This window comes from Streptomyces spiroverticillatus, from assembly GCA_014650415.1.
Lineage (GTDB): Bacteria > Actinomycetota > Actinomycetes > Streptomycetales > Streptomycetaceae > Streptomyces > Streptomyces spiroverticillatus.
This window is the reverse complement of the sequence record BMUX01000006.1, coordinates 389237-413991: the sequence shown is the minus strand read 5'-3', so window position 1 is coordinate 413991 and position 24755 is coordinate 389237. Positions and strand designations below refer to the sequence as shown.

General features: G+C 72.3%; 18 protein-coding genes. 13 read left to right on the top strand and 5 right to left on the bottom strand.

What is annotated here, in order from left to right; translation table 11 throughout:
* Nucleotides 1-9: 9 nt before the first annotated feature.
* The 4 genes from IE269_RS19020 to IE269_RS19005 all read right to left on the bottom strand — a co-directional run bounded on the left by IE269_RS19020 (nucleotide 10) and on the right by IE269_RS19005 (nucleotide 4101).
* Nucleotides 10-1035: a DMT family transporter gene (locus tag IE269_RS19020; RefSeq protein ID WP_189824194.1), complete on the bottom strand. Its 1026-nt coding sequence runs from the start codon at nucleotides 1033-1035 to the stop codon at nucleotides 10-12.
* A gap of 199 nt (nucleotides 1036-1234) precedes the next feature.
* A complete protein-coding gene (locus IE269_RS19015) occupies nucleotides 1235-1465 on the bottom strand; it encodes a hypothetical protein (protein WP_189824193.1) in 231 nt (76 codons plus the stop codon).
* A 20-nt stretch (nucleotides 1466-1485) separates the two neighbouring features.
* Nucleotides 1486-3783, bottom strand: a complete 2298-nt coding sequence (gene malQ / locus IE269_RS19010) for a 4-alpha-glucanotransferase (protein ID WP_438817579.1) — start codon at nucleotides 3781-3783, stop codon at nucleotides 1486-1488.
* 72 nt (nucleotides 3784-3855) lie between these two features.
* Entirely contained in the window at nucleotides 3856-4101 is a 246-nt protein-coding gene (locus IE269_RS19005) for a hypothetical protein (RefSeq protein ID WP_189824191.1), read from the bottom strand.
* A 307-nt stretch (nucleotides 4102-4408) separates the two neighbouring features.
* Between IE269_RS19005 and IE269_RS19000 the strand changes: the two genes are divergently transcribed.
* Nucleotides 4409-7348 (top strand): glycoside hydrolase family 84 protein, encoded by a 2940-nt coding sequence (locus IE269_RS19000; RefSeq protein ID WP_189824190.1) that lies wholly within the window; start codon nucleotides 4409-4411, stop codon nucleotides 7346-7348.
* Between the two features lie 69 nt (nucleotides 7349-7417).
* On the opposite strand, the gene IE269_RS18995 is transcribed toward IE269_RS19000, so the two are convergent.
* Nucleotides 7418-7954, bottom strand: coding sequence for an HNH endonuclease (locus tag IE269_RS18995; RefSeq protein WP_189824189.1), 537 nt, complete (start codon nucleotides 7952-7954; stop codon nucleotides 7418-7420).
* Between the two features lie 228 nt (nucleotides 7955-8182).
* Between IE269_RS18995 and IE269_RS18990 the strand changes: the two genes are divergently transcribed.
* From IE269_RS18990 to IE269_RS18935, 12 genes are all read left to right on the top strand, one after another.
* Complete coding sequence (locus IE269_RS18990) at nucleotides 8183-9301, top strand: mechanosensitive ion channel family protein (protein ID WP_189824188.1); 1119 nt, start codon at nucleotides 8183-8185, stop codon at nucleotides 9299-9301.
* 217 nt (nucleotides 9302-9518) lie between these two features.
* The gene (locus IE269_RS18985) at nucleotides 9519-10715 is read left to right on the top strand and encodes an ROK family transcriptional regulator (protein WP_189824187.1); all 1197 of its coding nucleotides are present in this window, start codon (nucleotides 9519-9521) and stop codon (nucleotides 10713-10715) included.
* A gap of 67 nt (nucleotides 10716-10782) precedes the next feature.
* Nucleotides 10783-12117, top strand: a complete 1335-nt coding sequence (locus IE269_RS18980; protein ID WP_189824186.1) for an ABC transporter substrate-binding protein — start codon at nucleotides 10783-10785, stop codon at nucleotides 12115-12117.
* A gap of 7 nt (nucleotides 12118-12124) precedes the next feature.
* A complete protein-coding gene (locus IE269_RS18975) occupies nucleotides 12125-13066 on the top strand; it encodes a carbohydrate ABC transporter permease (RefSeq protein ID WP_189824185.1) in 942 nt (313 codons plus the stop codon).
* Nucleotides 13067-13071: 5 nt separating this feature from the next.
* Nucleotides 13072-13965 (top strand): carbohydrate ABC transporter permease, encoded by an 894-nt coding sequence (locus IE269_RS18970; RefSeq protein WP_189824184.1) that lies wholly within the window; start codon nucleotides 13072-13074, stop codon nucleotides 13963-13965.
* Between the two features lie 11 nt (nucleotides 13966-13976).
* Nucleotides 13977-15242 (top strand): 6-phospho-beta-glucosidase, encoded by a 1266-nt coding sequence (locus IE269_RS18965; protein ID WP_189824183.1) that lies wholly within the window; start codon nucleotides 13977-13979, stop codon nucleotides 15240-15242.
* Nucleotides 15239-16225 (top strand): N-acetylglucosamine kinase, encoded by a 987-nt coding sequence (locus IE269_RS18960; protein WP_189824182.1) that lies wholly within the window; start codon nucleotides 15239-15241, stop codon nucleotides 16223-16225. The genes IE269_RS18965 and IE269_RS18960 overlap by 4 nt, the downstream gene beginning before the upstream one ends.
* A gap of 510 nt (nucleotides 16226-16735) precedes the next feature.
* Nucleotides 16736-18178, top strand: a complete 1443-nt coding sequence (locus tag IE269_RS18955; RefSeq protein WP_438817585.1) for a hypothetical protein — start codon at nucleotides 16736-16738, stop codon at nucleotides 18176-18178.
* Nucleotides 18179-18243: 65 nt separating this feature from the next.
* Nucleotides 18244-19284, top strand: a complete 1041-nt coding sequence (locus IE269_RS18950) for a glutamate ABC transporter substrate-binding protein (protein ID WP_189824308.1) — start codon at nucleotides 18244-18246, stop codon at nucleotides 19282-19284.
* 77 nt (nucleotides 19285-19361) lie between these two features.
* Entirely contained in the window at nucleotides 19362-20726 is a 1365-nt protein-coding gene (locus IE269_RS18945) for a hypothetical protein (RefSeq protein WP_189824181.1), read from the top strand.
* The gene (locus IE269_RS18940; RefSeq protein ID WP_189824180.1) at nucleotides 20726-23407 is read left to right on the top strand and encodes a serine/threonine-protein kinase; all 2682 of its coding nucleotides are present in this window, start codon (nucleotides 20726-20728) and stop codon (nucleotides 23405-23407) included. The genes IE269_RS18945 and IE269_RS18940 overlap by 1 nt, the downstream gene beginning before the upstream one ends.
* A 2-nt stretch (nucleotides 23408-23409) precedes the next feature.
* Nucleotides 23410-24699, top strand: coding sequence for a PP2C family protein-serine/threonine phosphatase (locus tag IE269_RS18935; RefSeq protein ID WP_189824179.1), 1290 nt, complete (start codon nucleotides 23410-23412; stop codon nucleotides 24697-24699).
* Nucleotides 24700-24755: the final 56 nt, after the last annotated feature.

Genomic DNA, 24755 nt, shown 5'->3' with positions numbered 1-24755 from the left:
ACCCGCAACTTATCCGGCCTTCTTCGGTGCGGCGGGAGCGGTGGCCCGCGCGGGCCTGCCGGTCGACGCGCCCAGAACCACACCGCCCAGGATGAGGGCCATGCACAGGACCTGTAGCGGTCCGGTCCGCTCGCCCAGGACTGCGTACGACAGCAGCGCCACGCACACCGGCTGGAGGTAGTAGACGATGCCCGCGCGGGCGGCGCCGACGAGGGAGATCGCCTTGTTCCAGGCGAAGAAGGCGACGGCGGAGGAGAAGACGCCGACGTAGACGAGCGGGCCGACGGTGGTGGCGCGCACCTCGAAGCCGCCTTGGACGGCGAGGCTGACGCCGTACACGGGTGCCAGCATCAGCGCGCCGAGGACGAACGTGCTGAAGAGGAAGGCCAGTCCGCCGATCCCGGCGGGCTTGCGGCGCAGCAGTGCGCTGTAGGAGCCGAAGCACAGGGCGGCGGCGGTCATCCAGAACGCGCCCGCCGAGAGGCCGAGGCCGAGGGAGCCCTTGCTCACCAGGAGCAGGACCCCGACGCAGGCGATCAGCATGCCGGTCACGCGGCGCGCACCGAGCCGGTGGCCGCCGAGGCGTTCGTAGACCGCCATGACGACGGGCGAGGCGGCCATGATCATGCCCATGGTTCCGGCGGGGGTGTCGAGTCCGGCCTGGTTGACCAGGGTGTTGTAGACGGTGACGCCGAGCAGTGCGGCGAGGGTGACGAAGCCGAGGTGCTGGCGGAGTACGGCGCGCTGGCGCCAGGTCTCGCGGACGGCGAAGGGGGCGACGGCGAGCAGGGCGACGATCCAGCGCCAGAAGGCGGCCTGGACCGGCGGCACGGAGTCGTGCAGGCCGCGGGAGGTGACGAAGCTGCCGGACCAGACGACGGTGGCGACGGCGGCGAGCAGCAGACCGAGCCCGGCGCTCTTGCGGACCGTGGCTCCGGTGCCGGTGCTTGTCGTGCTCGCACCGGTGCCTGTCGCGCTTGCACCGGTACCGGTGCTCGTTCCGGTGCCGCCTGGTACGCGGTCGATTACTGCCATCGCTGTCCCCCTGGGTGTCGCGGTGATCGGTGAGGTCATCACCGTCACACCGGGGGGTCATTCAGGTCCATCGAAACTTTTCGACGTGACTGTTCAGCTGAAACGAACGATGGGAGGGCGGGTGAACGCACCGAGGGCGTCGGCGTCCCGTACGTGTCCGTACGGGACGCCGACGCCCTCGGTCAGGCGAAGTCCGGTGTCAGACCTGCTTGCGCGACTTGTCGAGGACCATCACCAGGCCGGCGATGATCACGAAGAGGCCGATCGGGGCCGCGACGAAGAGACCGAGCGTCTCGGCGACGCTCAGGCCGGGGCCCGGGTCGTCACCGTCGTCCCGTACGGCCGCGAGCGCGGGAGACGACAGGAGCAGCATCATCAGCGTCGTACCGGTCGCGACAGCGCCGGCGCGCAGAGCGTTCTTCTTGTCCACGGTGCAAAAGTAGCGAACGACTAAGTGGGGCGCTCGCCCGGGGGTGCCGTAAGAGGTCCCGGGGGTGCCACAAGGGGTTTCGTCCCTGTCCTCGCACCGGTGCCGGAGACGTCGCGGATCACCTCCAGGAGGGTGTGCAGCCGGGGGGACGCGGTCAGTTCCTCCAGGGTGAGGGGGCGGCCCGTGGCGTCGGCGAGGGGCAGCCGCCAGTTCGGGTACTGGTCCCAGGTGCCGGGGAGGTTCTGCGGGCGGCGGTCGCCGACGGCGTCGGGCAGCCAGACGCCGACCATGCGGGCGGGGGTGCTCAGCAGGAAGCGGTGCACGGCCCGGATCGCGGCCTCCTCGTCGCCGCCGCCCTCGGGCAGCAGGCCCAGTCGGGTGAGATACGTGAGCCAGTCGGTGACTTCCGCGGCGTCCTCGGCACGCTCCTGCGCCAGGGGGCGGGTGAGCAGGCCCAGGCGGTGGCGCAGGGCGACGTGGTCGCCGGTGAGGCGGGCGGCGGTGGACGGCAGGTCGTGGGTGGTGGCGGTGGCGACGCAGCCCTCGCGCCAGGCGTCGGGGGGCAGCGGGCGACCGGTGCCGGCCCAGTCCCGTTCGAACCACAGGACGGAGGTGCCGAGCACCCCGCGTGCGGCCAGTGCGTCGCGGACGCCCGGCTCGACGGTGCCGAGGTCCTCGCCGACGACGACGGCCCCGGCGCGGTGCGCCTCCAGGACGAGGACGGCGAGCATCGCCTCGGCGTCGTACCGGACGTAGGCGCCGTCCGTGGGCGGCAGTCCGGCGGGCACCCACCAGAGCCGGAAGAGGCCCATCACATGGTCGATGCGGACGGCACCGGCATGCCGCAGGAGGTTGCGCAGCAGGCTGCGGTACGGGGCGTAGCCGGTCGCGGCGAGCACGTCGGGGCGCCAGGGCGGCAGCCCCCAGTCCTGGCCGCGGGCGTTGAAGGCGTCCGGGGGTGCGCCCACCGACATGCCCGGTGCGTAGGCGTGGGCCTGCGCCCAGGTGTCGGAGCCGTCGGGGTGCACGCCGACGGCGAGGTCGTGCACCAGGCCGACCGTCATGCCCGCCTCGCGGGCGGCGCGCTGGGCGGCGGCGAGCTGGCAGTCGGTGTACCAGACGGCCCGGCAGTGGAAGTCGACGAGGGCGGCGAGCTTGGCGCGCTCGCGTGCGGTGTCGGCGGAGTCCCGGTCGGCGAGCGCGCCGGGCCAGCGGCCGCGGTCGGGGCCGTAGGTGTCGACGAGGGCGCACCAGGTGGCGTGGTCCTCCAGGGCGGCGCCCTGTTCGGCGAGGAAGTCGCAGTAGGCGGCGCGGCGGCCGGGGCTGAGCGGCACCTCGTACAGGATCTCCAGCGCCTCCCGCTTGAGCGCCCACACGGCGTCCCGGTCGAGCAGGGCGCCCTCGGACAGCACACCGGCGCGCAGGGCTGCGGCCCGGGCGAGGAGGTCGTCCAGGCGGGCACGGTCGCCGGAGCCGGTGACGTAACCGAACTCCGGTACGTCCTCGATCCGCAGGTGCACGGGGTCGGGGAAGCGCCGGGAGGAGGGGCGGTACGGGGAGGGGTCGGTCGGTGTGCCGGGGACGGCGGCGTGCAACGGGTTGACCTGGACGAATCCGGCGCCGAGGGTGCGGCCGGCCCAGGCGGCGAGTTCGGCGAGGTCACCGAGGTCGCCCATGCCCCAGGAGCGGGTGGACAGCAGGGAGTACAGCTGCACGAGGAAGCCGTGGCGGGGGCCTTCGGGTGCGGGGACGCGTGCGGGGGCGACGACGAGGTGACAGGAGGCCTCGCGGCCGTCGGGCAGCCGGGCGGCCAGCCGGTGGACGCCGAGGGGCAGTTCGGCCCAGTGGTCGCCCTCGGCGGTGCGGGCGGGGCCGTCGCGGTGCGTGGGGGCGGGGGCGGGCCAGGTGCGGGCCTCGCCCTGCTCGGTGGTGACGCGCAGGGCGGTGCCCTCGGGGAGCGCCGCGAGGGCGTCGGGGAGGGCCTGGGCGCCCCGCCAGAGGACGAGCGCGGCCGGGAGCACCGCGGTGCGGGTGCGGGCGTCGTGGGCGGCGAGAGCGGCGTCCACGGCCTCGGGGGTGCGTGCGTCGACGTCCAGGGCGGCGAGCACGGCGACGACGGTGGCCTCGGGGACGTGGACGGTGCGGTCCTCGGAGGGCGCGTAGGACACGGCGACGCCGTGCAGGGCGGCGAGCCGGGCCAGCGGGCCGGGGACGGCACCGGCCCGCGGGGCGGGAGGGACGGCCCGGTCGGGGGGTGCGTCGGAGAAGGGCGTGCCCGAGACGGGCGGCGGGTCGGGTGCGGCGGACCCGGCCGGCACGGTGGGTGAACCTGACGGATCGCGCGGTGCCGGCGGCCGGTCGTCCGGTGCCGTCCCCCCTGGTGCGGCCATCTAGACCCCCGGGTGCTGGTACTCCGTGCCGGATGCGGTGCCGTACGACGTCGGCTCGCTGGTGAGGGGCGTCGCGTCGGTGAGCGGGGGCTCACTGGTGAGCGGCGCGGCGTCGGCGAGCGGCGGCTCACTGGTCAGGGGCGGCTCGGCGCCGCAGCCGCAGGCACAGGACCCGTCGAGGACGGAGTCGGGGCCCGAGATCTGTTGGGACAGGGCGGACAGGAGGAGCTGGGCGGAAGCGGCCACGGGGGCCTCCCTCGGTGGGGGACGCGGACTTCAGCGTCTCTACCCAGAGGGCGGAGCCGCAGACCTTTCCGGTACGTGAACGTGAGCCGGGTCACATTCGTTCCCCGGGTGGGGAGTTGGCGCAAGAAGTTGAAGGAATCGGACGCACGGCCGCAGACTGTCCGGCACGCCCGTCGCGAGCGGGCACGATGCCTGCGGCGCTCGCATTGACACTGTCGGCGCACGGGTGATGGGCTCGGCGCGCGCAGATCACGGAACGGTCAATACCGCGCAGCGGTGGACGGCACACGAGCTAGAGGAGTACGGCGTGCAGTTGGGGCGCAGAAGGGGCGCGACCGCCGTCGCGTTCGCCGTGATGGGCTCTCTGCTCGGCGGTGCGCCGAGTGCGGTGGCCGCTCCGCCCGCCCCGGACGTTCCCGCTCCCGCGACAAGGGACCACGACAGTGACGGCGCGCTGCCTGCGGTGTGGCCGCGCCCGCAGTCGATGCGTGCCGCCGGCGCCGGTGTGCCGGTGGGCGACGAGGCGGTGCTGGTGGTGGCGCCCGGCACCGATCCGTACGCGGTGGACGCGTTGCGCAGTGTGCTGCGGGGTGCGGGCGTGAACACCCTGTACGAGGTGGCTCCGGGCGAGGCGCTGCCGCCGCGCGGTCTGGTCGTACGGGCGGGGGCCGCCGACGAGGCGATGACGGCGCTGCGCGCACCGGCGCCGGGCGATCTCCCGCACGGGGGTTACCGGATCGCGGTGGGGCAGGTGGAGGGCCGTGACACGGTGGCGCTGGACGGCGTCGGCACGGACGGCGTCTTCCACGCGGCGCAGACACTGCGGCAGTTGATCCGCACCGGGGGCGAACGCACCACCGTCGCCGGTGTCGTCCTGCGGGACTGGCCGGGGACGGCCGTGCGCGGTATGACGGAGGGCTTCTACGGACGCCCGTGGACCACCGAACAGCGGCTCGCCCAGGTCGACTTCATGGGCCGCACCAAGCAGAACCGCTATCTGTACGCGCCGGGCGACGACCCCTACCGCCAGGCCCTGTGGCGCGACCCGTATCCGGCGGCCGAGCGCTCCTCCTTCCGGGTGCTCGCGGAACACGCGCGGCGCAATCACGTGACGCTGGGGTGGGCGGTGGCGCCGGGGCAGGCGATGTGCATGTCCGACGACCGGGACGTGCGGGCGCTGGTCCGCAAGGTGGACTCCATGTGGGCGCTGGGGGTGCGGGTCTTCCAACTCCAGTTCCAGGACGTCAGTTACAGCGAGTGGCACTGCGGGCAGGACGCCGACGTGTTCGGGTCGGGTCCGGCTGCGGCGGCGAAGGCGCACGCACGGGTGGCGAGCGCCCTCGCCCGCCACCTCGCACAGCGGTATCCGGGCGCCGAGCCGCTGTCGCTCATGCCGACGGAGTTCTACCAGGACGGTGCGACGGAGTACCGGCGGGCGCTGGCCGCCGAGCTGGACGGGCGGGTGCAGGTCGCGTGGACCGGGGTGGGCGTGGTGCCGCGCACCATCAGCGGGCGCGAACTGGTCACCGCCCGGGAGGCGTTCGGGCATCCGCTGGTGACGATGGACAACTATCCGGTCAACGACTACGCGCAGGACCGTATCTTCCTCGGCCCCTACACGGGCCGTGAACCGGCCGTGGCGGGCCGCAGCGCCGCCCTGCTGTCGAACGCCATGGAGCAGCCGTTCGCGTCCCGCATTCCGCTGTTCACGGCCGCCGACTTCGCCTGGAACCCGCGGGGTTACCGGCCGCAGGAGTCCTGGCAGGCGGCGATCGACGACCTGGCGGGCGACGACGCGAAGGCCCGGGAGGCGATGCGCGCGTTCGCGGGCAACCACGCCTCCTCGATCCTGGACCCGCACCACGAGTCGGCGTACCTGCGCCCCCTGATGGAGGCGTTCTGGGCGTCCCGTTCGTCGTCCGACGCCGGGCAGCGCACTGCTGCGGCGCAGCGGCTGCGGGCCGCGTTCACCGTGATGAAGGAGACCCCGCAGCGGCTCGGTACGGCCGCCGGGGGTGCGTTCGACGACGAGGTGCGGCCCTGGCTGGAGCGGTTCGCCCGGTACGGGCAGGCGGGCGAGCAGGCCGTCGACATGCTCCAGGCGCAAGCCGCCGGCGACGGCGCCACCGCTTGGCGGCACTCGCGGGCGCTGGACGCCTCCCGTACGGCGCTCAAGGCGCCCCGGGTGACCGTCGGCAAGGGGGTGCTGGACCCGTTCCTGTCGAAGGCGGTGCAGCAGGGTGCGGCGTGGACGGGCGCGGACCGTGAACCGGGCGAGGTGACGCAGGGGCCGGGCACGTACACGGTGCGTCTGAAGCACGCGCGTCCGGTGTCGGCGGTCACGACGATGGCCGATCCCGGTGCCACCGACACCGCGGTGGAGGTGCACGTGCCCGGCGAGGGCTGGCGGCGCGTCGGGGCGCTCACGGCCGACGGCTGGACGCAGACGCCGGTGGGCGGCACCCTCGTGGACGCGGTGCGGCTCTCCTGGCAGCGGCAGGCGCCCCGGGTGCAGCGGATGGTGCCGTGGTTCGCGGACGAGCCGCAGGCCCGGCTGGCGCTGTCGCGGGCGGAGATCGACGCGGAGATCGGCGGGCCGCCGGTGCGGGTGCGGGCGGCGCTGACCGGGCAGCGGCCGGGCGAGGTGCGCGGGGAGCTGGTGGCGAAGGCCCCCAAGGGCATCGAGGTGCTCGCGCCGAAGGCGACGGTGGTGCCGCGCGGCACGGACGCGTCGGTGCCGCTGGAGGTGAAGGTCGCCCCGGGCACCCCGGCGGGCGAGTACCGCGTTCCGGTGTCGTTCGGCGACGGGGTGGAGCAGACGCTGACGGTGCGTGCGGCTCCTCGTACCGGTGGTGCCGATCTGGCGCGTACGGCGCGGATCTCGTCGTCGGGGGACGAGACGGCGGACTTCCCGGCGTCGGCGGCTGCCGACGGGCGGGCGGACACCCGCTGGTCCTCGCCGATCGGGGCGTCCGCCTGGTGGCAGGCGGAGCTGGCGGGGCCCACCAGGGTGGGCAGGGTGTCCCTGCGCTGGCAGGACGCGTACGCGACGGCGTACCGGATCCAGGTGTCGGCGGACGGCCGCACCTGGCGCACGGCGGCCACCGTCAGGGACGGGCGCGGCGGTACGGAGACGGTGCGCTTCGACGCCAGGGACGCACGGTTCGTACGGGTGCAGGGCGACGAGCGGGCGACCCGGTTCGGGTACTCGCTGTGGTCGGTCGAGGTGTACGCGGTGGCCGAGTGATCGTGCGCCTGTGGGGTCGGGCGTTCGCTCGACCCCACAGGCGCACTGCGGAGACAAAAAATCCCGGTCTCAGGCGGAGATGCCGTCGATCCGGGCCAGGGCGTCATCGGCGCCGAAGGGTTGCAGGTACGGCAGCCAGCGCGGATCGCGGTGCCCGGTCCCGATGATGCGCCAGGCCAGCCCCGACGGCGGGGCGGGCTGGTGGCGCAGCCGCCAGCCGAGCTCCATGAGGTGCCGGTCGGCCTTGACGTGGTTGCAGCGGCGGCAGGCGGCCACCACGTTCTCCCAGGCGTGCTGTCCGCCGCGACTGCGCGGAATGACGTGGTCGACGCTGGTTGCGACGCCACCGCAGTACATGCAGCGCCCGCCGTCCCTGGCGAAGAGCGCACGGCGGGTGAGGGGAACGGGCCCCCGGTAGGGGACGCGCACGAAGCGTTTCAGCCGGACCACGCTGGGAGCGGGGACGACCCGGGTCGCACTGTGCAGAAAGGCGCCGGACTCCTCAAGGCACAGTGCCTTGTTTTCGAGTACGAGGACGAGCGCGCGGCGGAGCGGTACGACGCCGAGGGGCTCGTACGACGCGTTGAGGACCAGGACATGCGGCACGGATGCCTCCTTGTACGCCGGCGGCGCGTGGCTCGCGCCGGGACGATCTGGGACCAGTCTCCCCTCATGCCTGGTCGCGGCGCCACCACGTCCCGGTAACGGGCCACACGTGTTTTGCACCACAGCGCGGAACCGCCCGGTGGGGTGTCGGGAACCACAGGCCCGGCGCCCCGCTGTCAACGGGGCGAGACACCTTGCCCCGTTAGTGTGGTGGGTCTGCCACATCGCATGGAGGTGCCCGAGGTGTCCTGGTCCGCCCTACTGGTCGCAGATCCGCCCGCCGATCCCGTCACGTTCGACGAGGCCGCCGAGAAGGCGAGCAATGCCGCGAGCTGGGTGGAGCAGAACTGGTCCACCTGGCTGAACGTGGGCCTGCGCATCCTTCTGATCATCGTGATCGCGACGGTGCTGCGGTCGGTGATCCGGCGCACGATCACCAAGCTGATAGCGCACATGAACAACAGTGCGCAGGCGGTGGAGGGCACCGCGCTGGGTGGTCTGCTGGTGAACGCGGAGCGCCGCAGGCAGCGCTCCGAGGCGATCGGTTCGGTGCTGCGTTCGGTGGCGTCGTTCCTGATCCTGGGCACCGCGGCGCTGATGGTGCTGGGCGCGCTGAACATCAACCTGGCGCCGTTGCTGGCGTCGGCGGGTGTCGCCGGTGTGGCGCTCGGTTTCGGCGCCCGCAACCTGGTGACCGACTTCCTGTCGGGCGTCTTCATGATCCTGGAGGACCAGTACGGCGTCGGCGACACGATCGACGCCGGGGTGGCGACCGGTGAGGTCATCGAGGTGGGCCTGCGGGTGACCAAGCTGCGCGGCGACAACGGCGAGATCTGGTACGTGCGCAACGGCGAGGTCAAGCGGATCGGCAACCTGAGCCAGGGCTGGGCGACGGCCGGCGTCGACGTCCAGGTGCGCCCCTCGGAGGACCTGGAGCAGATCCGCGAGGTGCTCTCCGAGGTCGCCGAGGACATGGCGAAGGCCGAGCCGTGGAACGAGCGGCTGTGGGGCCCCATCGAGGTGCTGGGTCTGGACTCGGTACTGCTGGACTCGATGATCGTGCGCCTGTCGGCGAAGACGATGCCGGGCAAGGCGCTGGGGGTGGAGCGCGAGCTGCGCTGGCGGGTCAAGGCGGCCTTCGACAAGGCGGGCATCCGGATCGTCGGCGGCCCCGCCACGGTGCTGGAAGAGGACCCGGCCGACCCGTCGGCGGGCGTCGCCGCCCCGTCCGCGATGGCCAACCCGCTGTCCCCGCAGGCGATGGCGTCCAACCCGATCCCGCCCGCCGGTGCCGCTCCCGGCTCGGGTCCCGCCGCCCCGGCCGCGAACCCGAACCTGAACAAGTAAGCAGCGGTACGCCCGACTTCGTACCGCAAAGAACACAGCGCCCTCCTGGGCACGTGCCGTCACTTCTGCGCCCCCGCAGGTAACGCTTTGGTTGCCTCGGGGGCGCTTCCCATTGACGGCCCTTTCACCTGCGTCTTACCTTCCTCGCACCGAATAGGAAACTTTCCTAACAACGTGGTTGGGAGAGCGGGCGAGCCGAAAGGCGGGTGACTTCGTCATGGCCACAACTCCGGGCACACCGAGTGTGCTGCGGGCGATGAACGACCGTGCCGCACTTGATCTCCTGCTGGCGCACGGCCCTCTCTCCCGCACCCGGATCGGCAAGCTGACCGGGCTCTCCAAGCCGACCGCCTCCCAGCTGCTGGCCCGGCTGGAGGCCGCCGGGCTGGTCGTCGCCACCGGCACCACGGAGGGCCGCCCGGGTCCCAGCGCACAGCTGTACGCGGTCAACGCGAGCGCCGCGCACGTCGCCGCCCTGGACGTCACCCCCGCCCGCATCCGGGCCGCCGTCGCCGACCTCACCGGTGAGACGGTGGGCAGCTTCGAACTCGTCACCCCCAAGAGGACGTCGACGGGTGTCGTGCGCCAGGTGACGCAGGCCGTCGACGGCGCCGCGAAGGACGCCGGGCTGACCACGGGCGACCTGCACCGGGTCGTGATCGGCACCCCCGGCGCGTTCGACCCGAGCACCGGGCGGCTGCGCTACGCCGCGCACCTGCCGGGCTGGCACTCCCCCACCCTGCTGGACGAACTGGCGGCGGTGCTGCCGATGCCCGTGGAGTACGAGAACGACGTGAACCTGGCGGCGGTCGCCGAGCACCGGCTCGGGGCGGCGCAGGGCCACGAGGACTTCGTGCTGCTGTGGGCGGAGGCGGGACTGGGCGCGGCTCTCGTCCTCGGCGGGCGGCTGCACCGCGGCTGGACCGGCGGCGCGGGCGAGGTGGGCTTCCTGCCGGTGCCGGGCGCCCCGCTGATCCGGCGGGTGGCGCAGGCGGGCGGCGGCGGCTTCCAGGAGCTGGTCGGGCCCGTCGCCGTACCGCGGATCGCGAAGCGGCTCGGGATGGAAACCCCGGAGCAGCCCGCGGTGGAGGTGGCCGTCGACCTGCTGGGGCGCGCCGCACGCGGGGAGCCCGGAACGGCCGGGCTGCTGCCCGAGTACGCGCACCGCCTGGCCGTGGGACTCGCGTCCGTGGTGGCGGTGCTGGACCCCGAACTGATCGTCCTGTCCGGAGCGCTGACCGCCGCCGGCGGTGAGCCGCTGCGGGCCCTCGTGCAGACGGAGCTGGCGGATCTGGCCGCGCCCCGTCCCCGTCTCGTGCTCGGCGAGATCCACCAGAACCCCGTGCTGAGAGGTGCGCTCCAGAGCGCCCTGGAGGCCACCCGCGACGAAGTGTTCGACACCTCGTCCCGCTAGACCCCGTCCGTCCCCCGTCACGCAATTCGCCGTCCCCCTGCCCCGTCCTGCCCCTGGGAGCTTTGTCATGCGCAGAAACCGCCGTCTGACCGCCGCCGCAGTCGCCGTCGCCGCGATATCCGTGGTCGCCACCGCCTGTACCGGCTCCGCCGAGAACGTGTCGAAGGACGACCCGAACGCCAACACCACGATCAACTTCTGGCACGGCTGGGCCCAGCCGAACGAGGTCAAGGCGATCAACGAGAACGTCGCCCGCTTCGAGAAGGCGCACCCGAACATCAAGGTCAACGTCGTCGGCAACATCAACGACGACAAGCTCAACCAGGCGCTGCGCAGCGGCGGTTCCAAGGGTCCGGACGTGGTGTCGTCGTTCACCACGTCCAACATCGGCAAGTTCTGCTCCTCGGGCGCCTTCGCGGACCTGAAGCCGTTCATCGAGAAGTCGAAGCTGGATCTGGAGAAGACCTTCCCGAAGGTCATGCTCGACTACACCCAGTTCGAGGGGAAGCGCTGCGCGCTGCCGCTGCTGGCGGACGCGTACGGCCTCTACTACAACAAGGACGCCTTCGCGAAGGCCGGCATCAAGGAGGCCCCGAAGACGTACTCGGAGCTGCTGAAGGCCGCGAAGGCGCTGACGAAGACCAAGGGCGACGGCTTCGAGCAGCTGGGCTTCATGCCCGCGTTCCACGGCTACGAGACGACCACGGAGCACTACCTGGGCTCCTGGGGCCCGCAGTACTTCGACGCGTCCGGGAAGTCGCAGGTCGCCAAGGACCCGGCGTTCGCGGACATGTTCACCACGCAGAAGAAGCTGGTCGACGAGCTCGGCGGGCTGCAGAAGCTGGAGAAGTTCCGCAACACCTTCGGTGACGAGTTCGGTGCGAAGCACCCCTTCCACACCGGTCAGGTCGCCATGCAGCTGGACGGCGAGTGGCGGCTGGGGATGGCGAAGGACGCCAAGGTGCCCTTCGGGATCGGTGTCGCACCGATGCCGGTGCCGGACGACAAGGTCGCCGACTACGGCAAGGGCTACCTGTCCGGCACGGTGATGGGCATCGCCCCGCAGAGCAAGAAGCAGAACGCCGCGTGGGAGCTCGTGAAGTTCATGACGACCGACACCAAGGCGGTCGTGGAGTTCTCCAACGCGATCCACAACGTGCCCTCGACCTTCGAGGCGCTGAAGTCGCCCGAGCTGAAGATCGAGCCGGAGTTCAAGACCTTCATCGACATCGCCCAGAACCCGAAGTCCAACACGGCCGCGGGTGCGGTGAACGGTGCCACGTACCTGAACACCATCCAGGACTTCGGCTACCAGTACGAGAAGGGCACCGAGAAGGACCTGAAGGCGGGCCTGGAGAAGCTCGCGCAGCAGATCGACACCGACATCGCGAAGGCGAAGTAGCCCTCCCATGACCACGAACACGCTCCGTACGAAGCGCAGGAAGTCCGCGCTTCGTACGGCGGCCTTCATGTCGCCGTGGCTGATCGGCTTCGCGGTGTTCTTCGCGTACCCGCTGATCTCCACGCTGTACTTCTCGTTCACGAAGTACGACGGTTTCGGTGCGCCGGTCTTCAACGGCTTCGACAACTGGAAGTACGTCTTCGAGAACTACCCGAACTTCTGGCCCGCGATGAGGAACACCCTCTGGCTGGTCGTGGTGATGGTGTTCTGCCGGGTCGTCTTCGGCCTGGGCATCGGCCTGCTGATCACCAAGATCAAGACGGGTACGGGAATCTTCCGCACCCTCTTCTACCTGCCGTACCTGGCGCCCCCGGTGGCGGCCACCCTCGGCTTCGTCTTCCTGCTGAACCCGGGCACCGGGCCGGTCAACGCGATCCTCGGCGACCTGGGTCTGCCCACTCCCGACTGGTTCACCGACCCGGCCTTCTCGAAGCCGGCGCTCACCATCCTCGCGGTGTGGGGCATCGGCGACCTCATGGTCATCTTCATGGCCGCGCTGCTCGACGTGCCGAAGGAGCAGTACGAGGCGGCGGAGCTGGACGGCGCGTCCGCCTGGCAGCGGTTCCGCTTCGTGACGCTGCCGAACATCTCGCCCATCGTGATGTTCGCCGTCGTCACGGGTGTCATCCAGGCGATGCAGTACTACACCCAGCCCCTCGTGGCGGGGAAGGTCGCCTCCGGCATCATCGGCAACTCGGGCCAGCAGGTGGAGCCCGGTTTCCCGGACAAGTCGACCCTGACCCTGCCGCAGCTCGTCTACAACCTCGGCTTCCAGCGCTTCGACTACGGCTCCGCCGCGGTCGCCGCGCTCGTCCTGTTCGTCCTGGCGATGGCCTTCACGGCCCTGCTGATGCGACGCCGCGGCGGCCTCCTCCAGGCAGGTGACTAACTTCCATGTCCACCACGACACTTGAGCGCCCGCTCAACACGGACGCGCCCACACCGGCACACCGCACCGCACGCCGCAAGGCCGCGCTGCACTGGATCGGCGTGCACTCCCTCGGGATCGCGGCGGCGCTGTTCTTCCTGCTGCCGTTCGTCTTCCTCTTCCTCACGTCCTTGATGAGCGATGCACAGGCGCTCACCAGCGACCTGGTGCCGCGCACCTGGGAGTGGGGCAACTACGTCAAGGTCTTCGAGACGCCGGGCTTCCTGACCTGGTGGAAGAACAGCCTGCTGTACGCGGGCCTGGGCACCGTACTTACTGTGCTCTCGTCGATCCCTGTCGCGTACGCACTCGCCAAGTTCCGCTTCCGCGGCCGCAATCTGTCGCTGCTGCTGGTGATCTCGATGATGATGCTGCCGCAGCAGGTCATCATCATCCCGATGTACCTGTTCTGGTCGAAGCAGCTGGACCTCACCGGCACCCTGTGGCCGCTGATCATTCCGCTCGCCTTCGGGGACGCGTTCTCCATCTTCCTGCTGCGGCAGTTCCTGCTGACCATCCCCAACGAGTACCTGGACGCGGCGAAGGTGGACGGCTGCGGCGAATTCCGCACGCTGATCCGCATCGTGCTGCCGATGGCCAAGCCCGGCATCGCGGCGATCGCCCTGTTCCAGTTCTTCGCCCTGTGGAACGACTACTTCGGCCCGCAGATCTACGCGTCGGACAACCCGGCCGCGTGGACCCTGAGTTACGGCCTGGAGTCCTTCAAGGGCGCGCACCAGACCAACTGGAATCTGACCATGGCCGCGACCGTACTGGTCATGGCCCCTGTGATCCTCGTGTTCTTCTTCGCCCAGAAGGCGTTCGTCGAGGGTGTCACGCTGACCGGAGTGAAGGGCTAGGTCAACAACTCATGAAGCTCGCAGTAGTCGGTGGAGGTTCCACCTACACCCCCGAGTTGATCGACGGCTTCGCCCGGCTGCGGGACACGCTCCCGATCACCGAGCTGGTCCTCATCGACCCGGCGGCCGACCGCCTGGACCTGGTCGGCGGTCTCGCCCGCCGGATCTTCGCCAAGCAGGGCCACCCGGGCACCATCACCACCACCTCCGACCTGGACGCGGGCGTCGCCGGCGCCGACGCGGTGCTGCTCCAGCTCCGGGTGGGCGGCCAGGCGGCCCGCAACCAGGACGAGACGTGGCCGCTGGAGTGCGGCTGCGTCGGCCAGGAGACGACGGGCGCGGGCGGCCTCGCCAAGGCGCTGCGCACGGTCCCGGTCGTCCTCGACATCGCCGAGCGGGTGCGCCGTACGAACCCCGACGCGTGGATCATCGACTTCACCAACCCCGTCGGCATCGTCACCCGGGCGCTGCTCCAGGCCGGGCACAAGGCGGTGGGCCTGTGCAACGTGGCGATCGGCTTCCAGCGGAAGTTCGCCGCGCTGCTCGACGTCACGCCCGCCGAGGTGCACCTCGACCACGTCGGCCTCAACCACCTCACGTGGGAGCTCGGGGTGCGCCTCGGCGGCCCGACCGGCGAGAACCTCCTGCCGAAGCTGATCGCCGAGCACGGCGACGCCATCGCCGCCGACCTGCGCATGCCGCGCGCGATCGTGGACCGCCTGGGCGTGGTCCCCTCGTACTACCTGCGGTACTTCTACCAGCACGACGAGGTCGTGCGGGAGCTGGGCACCAAGCCCTCCCGGGCTGCCGAAGTGGCCGCCATGGAGAAGGAGCTGCTGGCGCTGTACGGCGACCCCACCCTCGATGAGAAGCCGGAACTGCTCGCCAAGCGCGGCGGCGCCTTCTACTCGGAGGCGGCCGTGGACCTCGCGTCCGGGCTGCTGGGCGGCGGCGGATCACCGGTGCAGGTGGTCAACACGTACAACAACGGCACCCTGCCGTTCCTCCCCGACGACGCGGTGATCGAGACGCAGGCGCGCATCGACGCGAGCGGGGCGACGCCTCTTGAGGCGGCACCGCTGAACCCTCTGTACGCGGGGCTCGTCTCGAACGTCACGGCGTACGAGAACCTCGCACTGGAGGCGGCCCTGCACGGTGGCCGGGAGCGTGTCTTCAAGGCGCTCCTCGCACATCCGCTGGTGGGCCAGTTCGAGTACGCGGAAGCGCTCACGGACAAGCTGATCGCGCACAACAGGGAGCACCTGGCGTGGGCGTGAGCACTCCCCCACACCGGTTCGAGGACGGCAGCGTCCTGGCGATCGACGCGGGCAACAGCAAGACGGACGTCGCCGTGATCGGCGCGGACGGCCGGGTCCTGGGCACCGGCAGGGGCGGCGGTTTCCAGCCGCCCCTGGTGGGGCTGCAGGTGGCGGTCGACGCGCTCGCGGCGGCGGTCGGGGCGGCACTGTCGGCAGCCGGTGTCGAGGGCGTCGACCATGTGTCGGCCTGCCTGGCCAACGCCGATCTCCCGGTCGAGGAGGCGGAGTTGGCGGCTGCCGTGCAGGCGCGCGGCTGGGGGCGTACGACCGAGGTCTACAACGACACCTTCGCGATCCTGCGCGCGGGTGTGGACGAGCCGCGCGGTGTCGCGGTGGTGTGCGGGGCGGGCATCAACTGCGTCGGCATGCTGCCCGACGGGCGCACCGCCCGCTTCCCGGCGATCGGGAAGATCTCCGGGGACTGGGGCGGGGGCGGCGGCCTCGCCGACGAGGCAATGTGGTTCGCCTCGCGGGCGGAGGACGGGCGGGGCGGGCCGACGGCCCTCTCCTCGGTGCTGCCCGCGCACTACGGGGTGGAGTCCATGTACGCCCTCGTGGAGGCGCTGCACCTGGGGCGCATCCCCGCGGTGCGGCTGCACGAGGCGGCACCGCTGGTGTTCGCGGTGAGTGCGGCGGGGGACGCGGTCGCGCGCTCCCTGGTGCACCGGCTGGCGGACGAGGTCGTCGCGATGGCGTCCGTGGCGCTCGGGCGGCTCGGCCTCCTGGAGGAGGAGGCGCCCGTACTGCTGGGCGGGAGTGTGCTGGCGGCACGGCATCCGGAGCTGGACACACGGATCGCCTCGCTGCTGGCGGAGCGGGCGCCGAAGGCGGAGGTGCGGGTGGTGACGGCGGCGCCGGTGCTGGGGGCTGCGCTGTTGGGGCTGGATGTGGTGGGGGCGGCGTCCGCTGTGCGGCGGGTGTTGCGCGAGCACTACGTGTAGGGGGTACGGGGTGGGGCTCGGCCCCTCGCGCGGTCGCGGCCGGTGCGGGGGTGGGCCGGGGGGTGTCGGGGCTTGGCCGGTGCCGGTGGGTGCGGGCAGGGGGCGGTGTCGGGGTGGGCCCGGATCGGGCGGGCCGCCCCCTTGCCCGCCCGTCCCGCCCCCGGGGGGCGGCCCCGCCGCCCAAGGGGGCTGGGCGGAATAGGCGGCCCCGCCGCCCAAGGGGACGGCGGCGGAAGGGGGGCGCTGCCCAAGGGGGGCCATGGCAGGGCCCGGCTCATATGGGGACGAGACGGGCCGGGGTTTGGGGGCCATGGTCCGGGGGCGGATCGGCGCATAGGATCAGCCGCTAAGTGGCATGTCCCTGGCGCGAATTGGGCAACGACCGGACCCCCTCCCGGGTTCCGAACGGGAACCAAACGGATCTCTGAGACGTATTCATGTCGAGGGAGCCCGCCGGAGGGCGGGCCAGCCGTCCACGACCGAGGGGGAGGTCTCGTGGCACACCCGCCGATGGGCGGCCCAGGGGGGACCGCCGTGGTACCGACGCCCACCGCGTCCGGCGCGTCCGCGTCCGGAGCGCCCGCGTCCGGCGCACCCGGCACGTCCGGTGCGCCCGGGCCGCTTGCACCGCACCAACCGCCGCCCGCCCGCGGCAGCGCCTGGTCCGAGGGCATGGACCGGCTGCGTGCCGCCGCGACGACCGAGCCGGGCCGGCTGCGGGTCATCGGGGCCGTGCTGGCCGCGCTGGTGATCGCGTTCGGGGCGGTGACGGCCTGGCAGGTCGCCGACCGGAAGTCCGCCGCCGACGACGTGGTGACGCGCAGTCAGCCGCTGTCGGCGGACGCCGCGAGCATCTACCGCTCCCTCGCCGACGCCGACACGGCCGCCGCCAGCGGTTTCCTCGCGGGCGCGCAGGAACCGCCGTTGGTGATCAAGCAGTACAACGACGACATCGCCGAGGCCTCCCGCCTGCTGGTCAAGGCCGCGGCGAACACCTCCAGCACGAGCACGTCGGGCCAGCAGATCGCCCGGCTGAACCAGCAGCTCCCCGCGTACACGGGCCTCATCGAGCGGGCCCGCGCCAACAACCGCCAGGGCCTGCCGCTCGGCGGCGCCTACCTGCGGTATGCGAACGAGCGGATGACCACCCAGCTGCTGCCCGCCGCGAAGAAGCTGTACGACGAGGAGACCGACCGCCTCTACCGCGACTACGACGACGCGACGGCCTGGCCGTACGTGGCGCTCGGGCTCGGGGTGCTGGCGCTGGGCGGCCTCGGCTGGGCCCAGCTGCGCAACTACCGCCGCACCAACCGGGTGTTCAACCACGGTCTGCTGGGGGCGTCCGCCGCCTCGCTGGCCGTGCTGCTGTGGCTGGTGGTCGGGCACACCCTGGCGTCCTCCGGGCTGAACGACTCCAAGACGTACGGACAGGAATCGCTGAAGGTGCTCAGCGACGCCCGGATCAGTTCCCTCCAGGCGCGGGCGAACGAGAACCTCACCCTGGTCTCGCGCGGCGCGGTCACCACCACGAGCGGCGACGACAAGTACGAGGCCGACTACACCAGCGGCATGGCCGACCTGGAGAAGCAGCTGGCGAAGGCCGGGGAGCTCGCCGACGACGACGGCGGCAAGGGCCCGGTACAGAAGGCCGCGGACAGCGTGAAGGCCTGGAAGACCCAGCACAAGGACGCCCGCGCCACCGACAACCAGGGCGACTACGACGCGGCGCTGGAGAAGGTCATCGGCGCCTCCGGCTCGACCGGCCAGTCCTTCGCCAAGGTCGACCAGGCGCTGGCGACGGCGCTGGCCTGGGAGCAGCGGGAGTTCACCGAGGCGGCCGAGGACGGCAGGGGCGCCCTCTCCGGACTCGCGATCGGGGCGGCCGTGCTGGCCGTACTGGCGGCCGCCGCGGCGCTGCTGGGCATCGGGCGCAGGCTTTCGGAGTTCAGGTGATGCGGCGGATGAGGGGACGCGACGCGCACGGTGCGCACGAGAACACGGTGGCCGAGGGGAGCGCGATGAGCACGAGCGGAGCACGGCCCGGTGCCGACGGCGCCGGGACGCACGGGGACAACCCCGCGCGCGCGACGTCACGGACACTGCGCGGCGGTTGGCGTCTCGGCCTGGTCGCCCTGGGTGCCGCGGTGGCGCTGACGGCGGGTGTCGCGGTGCTGCCGCTGCCCGCCGAGCACGCCGCGGACAGGGTGAGCTCGGGCAGCGGTACGGCCGCCCAGGCCGCCGCGAAGGCCCCGGCGTGCCAGGAGCCCGAGCGGAGCCTGCGCCCGTCCCCGGCGGACGGCGACACGATCGCGAAGATCAAGGCACGCGGCAAGCTGATCGCCGGCGTCGACCAGAACAGCTACCGCTGGGGCTACCGCAATCCGGCCTCCGGCAAGCTGGAGGGCTTCGACATCGACATCGTGAAGGCCATCGCGAAGGAGGTGCTGGGCAGCGAGGACGCCGTCATCTACCGGGCGATACCCACCAGTCAGCGCATCAAGCTGCTCCAGGACAGGAAGATCGACATCGTGGTCCGCACGATGACGGTCAACTGCGACCGGATTGAGAAGGTGGCGTTCTCCAACGCCTACTTCCAGGCGGGACAGCAGGTGCTGGCCCCCAAGGAGTCCAAGATCACCGGGTACGACGACTCCCTGAAGGGCAAGAAGGTCTGCATGGCCAAGGGCTCCACGGCCCTGGACGCCATGAAGACCGAGTCCCACGGCGCGCTGTTCGACACTCCGGAGCTGCTGGTCCCCAACCAGCTGGACTGCCTGGTGCGCCTCCAGCTCGGCCAGGTCGACGCGATCGTCACGGACAACGCGCTGGCCGCCAGCCAGGCCGCGCAGGACCCGGCGATCGAGCTGAAGGGCACCGAGCCGTTCACCACCGAGTTCTACGCCGTCGCGACGAACAAGGAGTCCACCGACCTGGTGCGCCGGATCAACAAGGTGCTGGCGGCGTACGGCAAGGGGCCGTGGCAGGAGTCGTACGGCCAGTGGCTGTCGAAGGACCTGAAGGGGCTCACCGGCCCGCCGGCCCCGAAGTTCCTGGACTGACGGACCAGTTCCTGGACCGACGGACCGCGCACAGCGAGATCCGCAACGAAAAGCACGAACGGCAGGAGAGGTGATCGATGGGCGTCGCTGGATCGTCCCCCGGCTCGGCGGGCAGCGCCCGGGGCCCGGTGCTCGACCGGGACCAGGCCGACCGCGCGCTGGCGCGGCTCGGCGCCGAGCACGAGGCGATCGAGACGTCGTTGCTCGCCCTCCAGGACCATGCGGGCCGCCGCCTGCTGGAGGGGGCGGAGCTGACCGGGGTCACCAAGGACCGGTGGGCGTCCGCCGAGCAGTCGATCACGCTGCTGTGGACGTACTTCGACGCGTACACGGCGGCGCTGGAGGGCGCCCGTGAGGTGCGGGCCAGGCGGCGCTGGCCCAGCCGCGAGGACCTGGTGGAGCTGACCGACGTCCTCACCGGCGAGGGCGTCACCGTCTCCGGCGGGGCGCACGCGCACGGCCACCCGGCGTCGATCACGGGCCCGGCGAAGCTGTCGGAGCAGTTCTCGCTCGCCGACCTGGTGGGCCGGATGAACGACCTGTACGCCTCCTCCCTCGACATGGTGGTGGCGGCCGACGCCGTGTGGTCGGCGCTGCCCGCCCGGATAGACCTCCTGGCGGCGGAGCTGCACCGCACGCGTTCGCTGGCGCACTCGGTGGGGGTGCGCCCCGGCGAGCACCCGGCGGGCGACGACCTGGAGTCGATCACCCAGGAGCTGACGCTGCTGCGCTCCCAGGTGGTCTCCGACCCGCTGGCCTTCTGGCGTCCGGCGCCCGGGAGTTCGGCCCCCGGCGGCGGCCGCCCCGACACCGACCGCTACGACCGTGCGGCGCGCGCCCTGGAGGAGGTGCGCCGGGAGGTCGACGCGGTGCTGACCGTACGGCAGGACGCCGAGCAGCGCCTCGTGCAGCTGCGGGACGTGCTCTCGCGCGCGGACCGCACCCTCACCGAGGCGAGATCGGCGCGCGGCGAGGTCCTCGCGAAGATCGCCGCCTCCGAGGTGCCCGCGGTGAGCGGCCCGCCGACCGCCCTCCAGGAGCTGCTCGCCACGGCCGCCGAGTACCGCAGGCGCGCCCAGTGGCACCGGCTGTCGCCGCTGCTCGACTCCCTGGAGCGCGACGCGGAGAGCGAACTGCTGCGCGCCCGCGAGTCGTTGACGGCGGTCACCGCGCCGCTGGCGGTGCGCGCCGAGCTGCGCGGCAGGCTGGACGCGTACCGGGCGAAGGTGGCCCGGCACGGCATGGCCGAGGACCCGCAGCTCATCGAGCGCTACGACGCGGCCCGCCGCATGCTGTGGAGCGCCCCGTGCGACCTGCGGGTCGCCGAGCAGGCGGTGCTGCGCTACCAGGAGACGGCGCGGGACGTCCTCGCGCCACGGCCCACCACCGGCCCCAACAGCTCCGTCACCGGGCCCAACGACCGCACCAACGGGGGTAATTGATGAGTACGACCTGCCAGCGCCCCGGTTGCGGGGGCAACTACGAGGACATGGGCGGCGGCGAGCTGTACTGCGACACCTGCGGGCTCGCCCCCGTGGTGTCGCCGAACGGCATGATCGCGGCGACCGCCACGGGCATCACGGGCGGCGGCAAGGCCTCCTCCCGGGGCTCGGGCAGCAGCTCCGTGCAGAGCAGTTCACGGGCGTCCTCCCAGGCGTCGCGTTCCTCCCGCTCGGCGACCTCCCGCCGCTCCGTCTCCGGCAGGCTCTCGCGGGCGCTGTCCGGTGCGACGACGTCCCGTTCGGTCTCCGTGCGCTCCTCGGGCAAGTCGACCGCCGCCTCGGGGCGCAACCGCCTCGGGGCGGGCCTGGTCACCGTGCCGGAGGTGCCGCGCCCCGACCCCCGTACGGCGATCATGGAGAACCCGGAGGTGCCCGAGCGCAAGCGGTTCTGCTCGCGCTCCGAGTGCGGTGCCCCGGTGGGCCGTTCCCGCGGCACCAAGACCGGGCGAACGGAAGGTTTCTGCACCAAGTGCGGCAACCCGTACTCCTTCGTCCCGAAGCTGAGCACGGGCGACGTGGTGCACGGCCAGTACGAGGTCGTGGGCTGTCTGGCGCACGGCGGTCTCGGCTGGGTCTACCTCGCCGTCGACAAGGCGGTGTCCGACCGCTGGGTGGTCCTCAAGGGCCTCCTGGACACGGGCGACCAGGACGCGATGGCCGCCGCGATCTCCGAGCGCCGCTTCCTCGCGGAGATCGAGCACTCCAACATCGTGCGCATCTACAACTTCGTGGAGCACCTGGACACCCGCACGGGCTCCCTCGACGGCTACATCGTCATGGAGTACGTGGGCGGCAAGTCCCTCAAGGAGATCGCCAACGAGCGCCGGGACACCGGCGGCAAGCGCGACCCGCTGCCGGTCGAGCAGGCCTGTGCGTACGGCATCGAGGCACTCGAGGCCCTCGGCCACCTGCACAGCCGCAATCTCCTGTACTGCGACTTCAAGGTCGACAACGCGATCCAGCAGCAGGACCAGCTCAAGCTGATCGACATGGGCGCGGTGCGCCGCATGGACGACGACGAGTCCGCGATCTACGGCACGGTCGGCTACCAGGCCCCCGAGGTCGCCGAGCTCGGCCCCTCGGTCGCCTCCGACCTGTACACGGTGGCGCGCACGCTGGCCGTCCTGACCTTCGACTTCCAGGGCTACACGAACGTCTTCGTGGACTCCCTCCCGGACCCGGACAACATTCCGGTCTTCCATCAGTACGAGTCCTTCTACCGCCTTCTGGTCCGGGCCACCGACCCGGACCCGGCCCGCCGGTTCGCCTCCGCATCGGAGATGGCGGATCAGCTGACGGGCGTGCTGCGGGAGGTCGTGGCGCTCCAGACGGGCCGGCCCCGGCCGTCGCTGTCCACGCTGTTCGGCCCGGAGCTGCGGGTCACGGACACGGGGCTGTTCGCCGAACTGACGGGTTCCGTTTCGCAGTTGGGCGTACGTTCCCTGCCTGCGCCGCGCAGGGCCAGGCGGGGCGGGAAGCTTCCGGCGCAGCCGAGCGCCCCGGCGCTGATCCCGGCGCAGCAGTCCGCCCAGGCCGTCGCCCACGCCCCCACCCAGGGCGCACTCCAGGTGCCGCATCAAGCCCCCGGTGCCCCCGGTGTCCCCGGCGCCCCACCCGCACCTCAGGCCCCGCCCGGCGCACCTCCGGCCCCGCCCGGAGCGGCCGCCTCCGTGGCGCCGGAGAGCGCCGCCACCTACCTCCAGCCCCTGCACGCCGCCACCACCGCGCTGGCGCTGCCGGTGCCCCGGGTGGACCCGAACGACCCGAACGCCGGGTTCCTGGCGGGCCTGATGGCCTCCGCCCCGGCCGAGCTGATCTCGGCGCTCCAGCAGGCGCCGGGCGACTCGGTGGAGCGGCGGCTGCGCGAGCTGCGGGCCCGCCTGGAGATGGGTGAACTGCCCACCGCCTCACAGACCCTGGCCGATCTGGAGGCCGCGTACCCGGACGACTGGCGGGTGGTCTGGTACCGGGGCGTCGCGGCCCTGACGGCCGGTGACAACGAGACGGCGGCCCTGTCCTTCGACGCGATCTACGACGCGTTCCCCGGCGAGGCCGCGCCGAAGCTGGCGCTCGCGGTGTGCGCGGAGGTGCTGGGCCAGCTCGACAACGCCGCCGAGTACTACCGCCTGGTATGGACCACCGACCCCAGTTATGTGAGCGCCGCGTTCGGCCTGGCCCGGGTGCAGCTCGCCGCGGGCGACCGGCCCGGCTCCGTACGGACGCTGGAGTCGGTGCCCGAGGCGTCGATCCACTACACGGCGGCACGCGTGGCGGCCGTACGGGCGAGGCTGCGGCGGCGCGCCGCGCACGAGCCGTTGATCGACGATCTACTGGCGTCCGCCGCCCAGGTGGAGGCCCTCCAGGGCTTCGGCCTGGACGCGGTGCGCCGCGAGCAGTTGGCCACCGAAGTGCTGGGTACGGCACTTGACTGGGTACTCTCCGGTGGGCACGGGGCCCGCCCCGTGCAGACCGCGCTGCTCGGCAGCCCGCTGGACGAGCGGGGCCTGCGCTTCGGGCTGGAACGCTCGTACCGGGTGCTCGCACGGCTCGCGCAGCGCGGCGACGAGAGGATCGACCTGGTGGAGCGGGCCAACCGCCTCCGCCCCCGGACTTGGGTGTGATGATGTCGCAGACGCACCAGCTGTCGGCCTGCCCCGGCTGCGAGGAGCCGCTGGAAGCGGGCGACTCGTTCTGTGAGGTGTGCGGGTACGACCTGACGGCGGTGCCGGAGCCCCCGGCCGACCGTCCGACGGTGGCCATCGGGACGCACGGACCGGGCGCACCGGCCCCGGGCGCCCCCCTGAACGGTGCCGAGCAGCCCGCGCACCCGCCGACCCGGGACGTCTCCGCACCCGACTTCGGCGCCGGGCACCCGGGATACGCCGGTGGTGCCGACGACGGCGGCGAGGACACGGCCGACATGCCTGTCGTCCAGCTGCCGACCGCGGACGACTATCCGCTGCCGGCACCGCAGCAGGCCGCCGCGCAGAAGGTGTGCGTGGCCTGCCGGGCCGGGCGCATCGACACCGACGGCTACTGCGAGAACTGCGGCCACGCCCAGCCCCGCGAGCGCGACCACCAGGAGTTCGAGCTGGGTACGGTCGCGGCGGTCAGCGACCGGGGGCTGCGCCACCACCGCAACGAGGACGCGTTCGCGATCTCGGAGGCGGCCCTCGCGGACGGTTCGACGGCGACGATCGCCGTGGTCTGCGACGGGGTGTCCTCGGCGACCCGCCCCGACGAGGCGTCCGCCGCCGCCGCGTCCGCCGCCAACGCCAGCCTCCAGGAGGCGCTGCCGCGCGGCACGCACCCCCAGCAGGCGCTGCACGAGGCGATCCTGGCGGCCGCCGAGGCGGTCAACACGCTCGCCGCACAGCAGGCGCAGCCCATGGAGCACGACCCGCACCGCCACCAGAACGCGCCCGCCTGCACCCTGGTCTCGGCGATCGTCGCCGGCGGTCTGCTGGTGGTGGGCTGGATCGGCGACAGCCGGGTGTACTGGGTGCCCGAGGACCGCAGCACGCCGCCGTCCCGGCTCACCGAGGACGACTCGTGGGCCGCGCAGATGGTGGCGGCGGGCCTGATGGGCGAGGCCGAGGCGTACGCCGACGACCGGGCGCACGCGATCACGGGCTGGCTGGGCGCGGACGCGTACGAGATCGATCCGCACACGGCGTCGTTCAAGCCGGACCGGCCGGGAGTGGTCGTCGTCTGCACGGACGGGCTGTGGAACTACGCGGAGTCCGCGCACGAGATGGCGCAGGCGGTGCCCCTCGACGCGGGCACCCGGCCGCTGCACAGCGCGCAGGTTTTGGTCGGGCACGCGCTCGACGGCGGGGGCCACGACAACGTAACAGTGGCGGTCGTGCCGTTCCCGATGCCGCCGCAAGGGGCAGGCTCCGCCTACGCGTAGGAGCTACGTGCACGGGGGCGTGCCTTCGCGGACGCCCCCGCAGCCCCACAGGATTC

Coding starts and splice junctions, on each gene's coding strand:
- IE269_RS18970 (WP_189824184.1), top strand. CDS start 13,072: ATGTCCACCACGACACTTGAGCGCCCGCTCAACACGGACGCGCCCACA.
- IE269_RS18950 (WP_189824308.1), top strand. CDS start 18,244: ATGAGCACGAGCGGAGCACGGCCCGGTGCCGACGGCGCCGGGACGCAC.
- IE269_RS18965 (WP_189824183.1), top strand. CDS start 13,977: ATGAAGCTCGCAGTAGTCGGTGGAGGTTCCACCTACACCCCCGAGTTG.
- IE269_RS18975 (WP_189824185.1), top strand. CDS start 12,125: ATGACCACGAACACGCTCCGTACGAAGCGCAGGAAGTCCGCGCTTCGT.
- IE269_RS19020 (WP_189824194.1), bottom strand. CDS start 1,035: ATGGCAGTAATCGACCGCGTACCAGGCGGCACCGGAACGAGCACCGGT.
- IE269_RS18955 (WP_438817585.1), top strand. CDS start 16,736: ATGGGCGGCCCAGGGGGGACCGCCGTGGTACCGACGCCCACCGCGTCC.
- IE269_RS18980 (WP_189824186.1), top strand. CDS start 10,783: ATGCGCAGAAACCGCCGTCTGACCGCCGCCGCAGTCGCCGTCGCCGCG.
- IE269_RS18935 (WP_189824179.1), top strand. CDS start 23,410: ATGTCGCAGACGCACCAGCTGTCGGCCTGCCCCGGCTGCGAGGAGCCG.
- IE269_RS18940 (WP_189824180.1), top strand. CDS start 20,726: ATGAGTACGACCTGCCAGCGCCCCGGTTGCGGGGGCAACTACGAGGAC.
- IE269_RS18990 (WP_189824188.1), top strand. CDS start 8,183: ATGGAGGTGCCCGAGGTGTCCTGGTCCGCCCTACTGGTCGCAGATCCG.
- IE269_RS18985 (WP_189824187.1), top strand. CDS start 9,519: ATGGCCACAACTCCGGGCACACCGAGTGTGCTGCGGGCGATGAACGAC.
- IE269_RS18945 (WP_189824181.1), top strand. CDS start 19,362: ATGGGCGTCGCTGGATCGTCCCCCGGCTCGGCGGGCAGCGCCCGGGGC.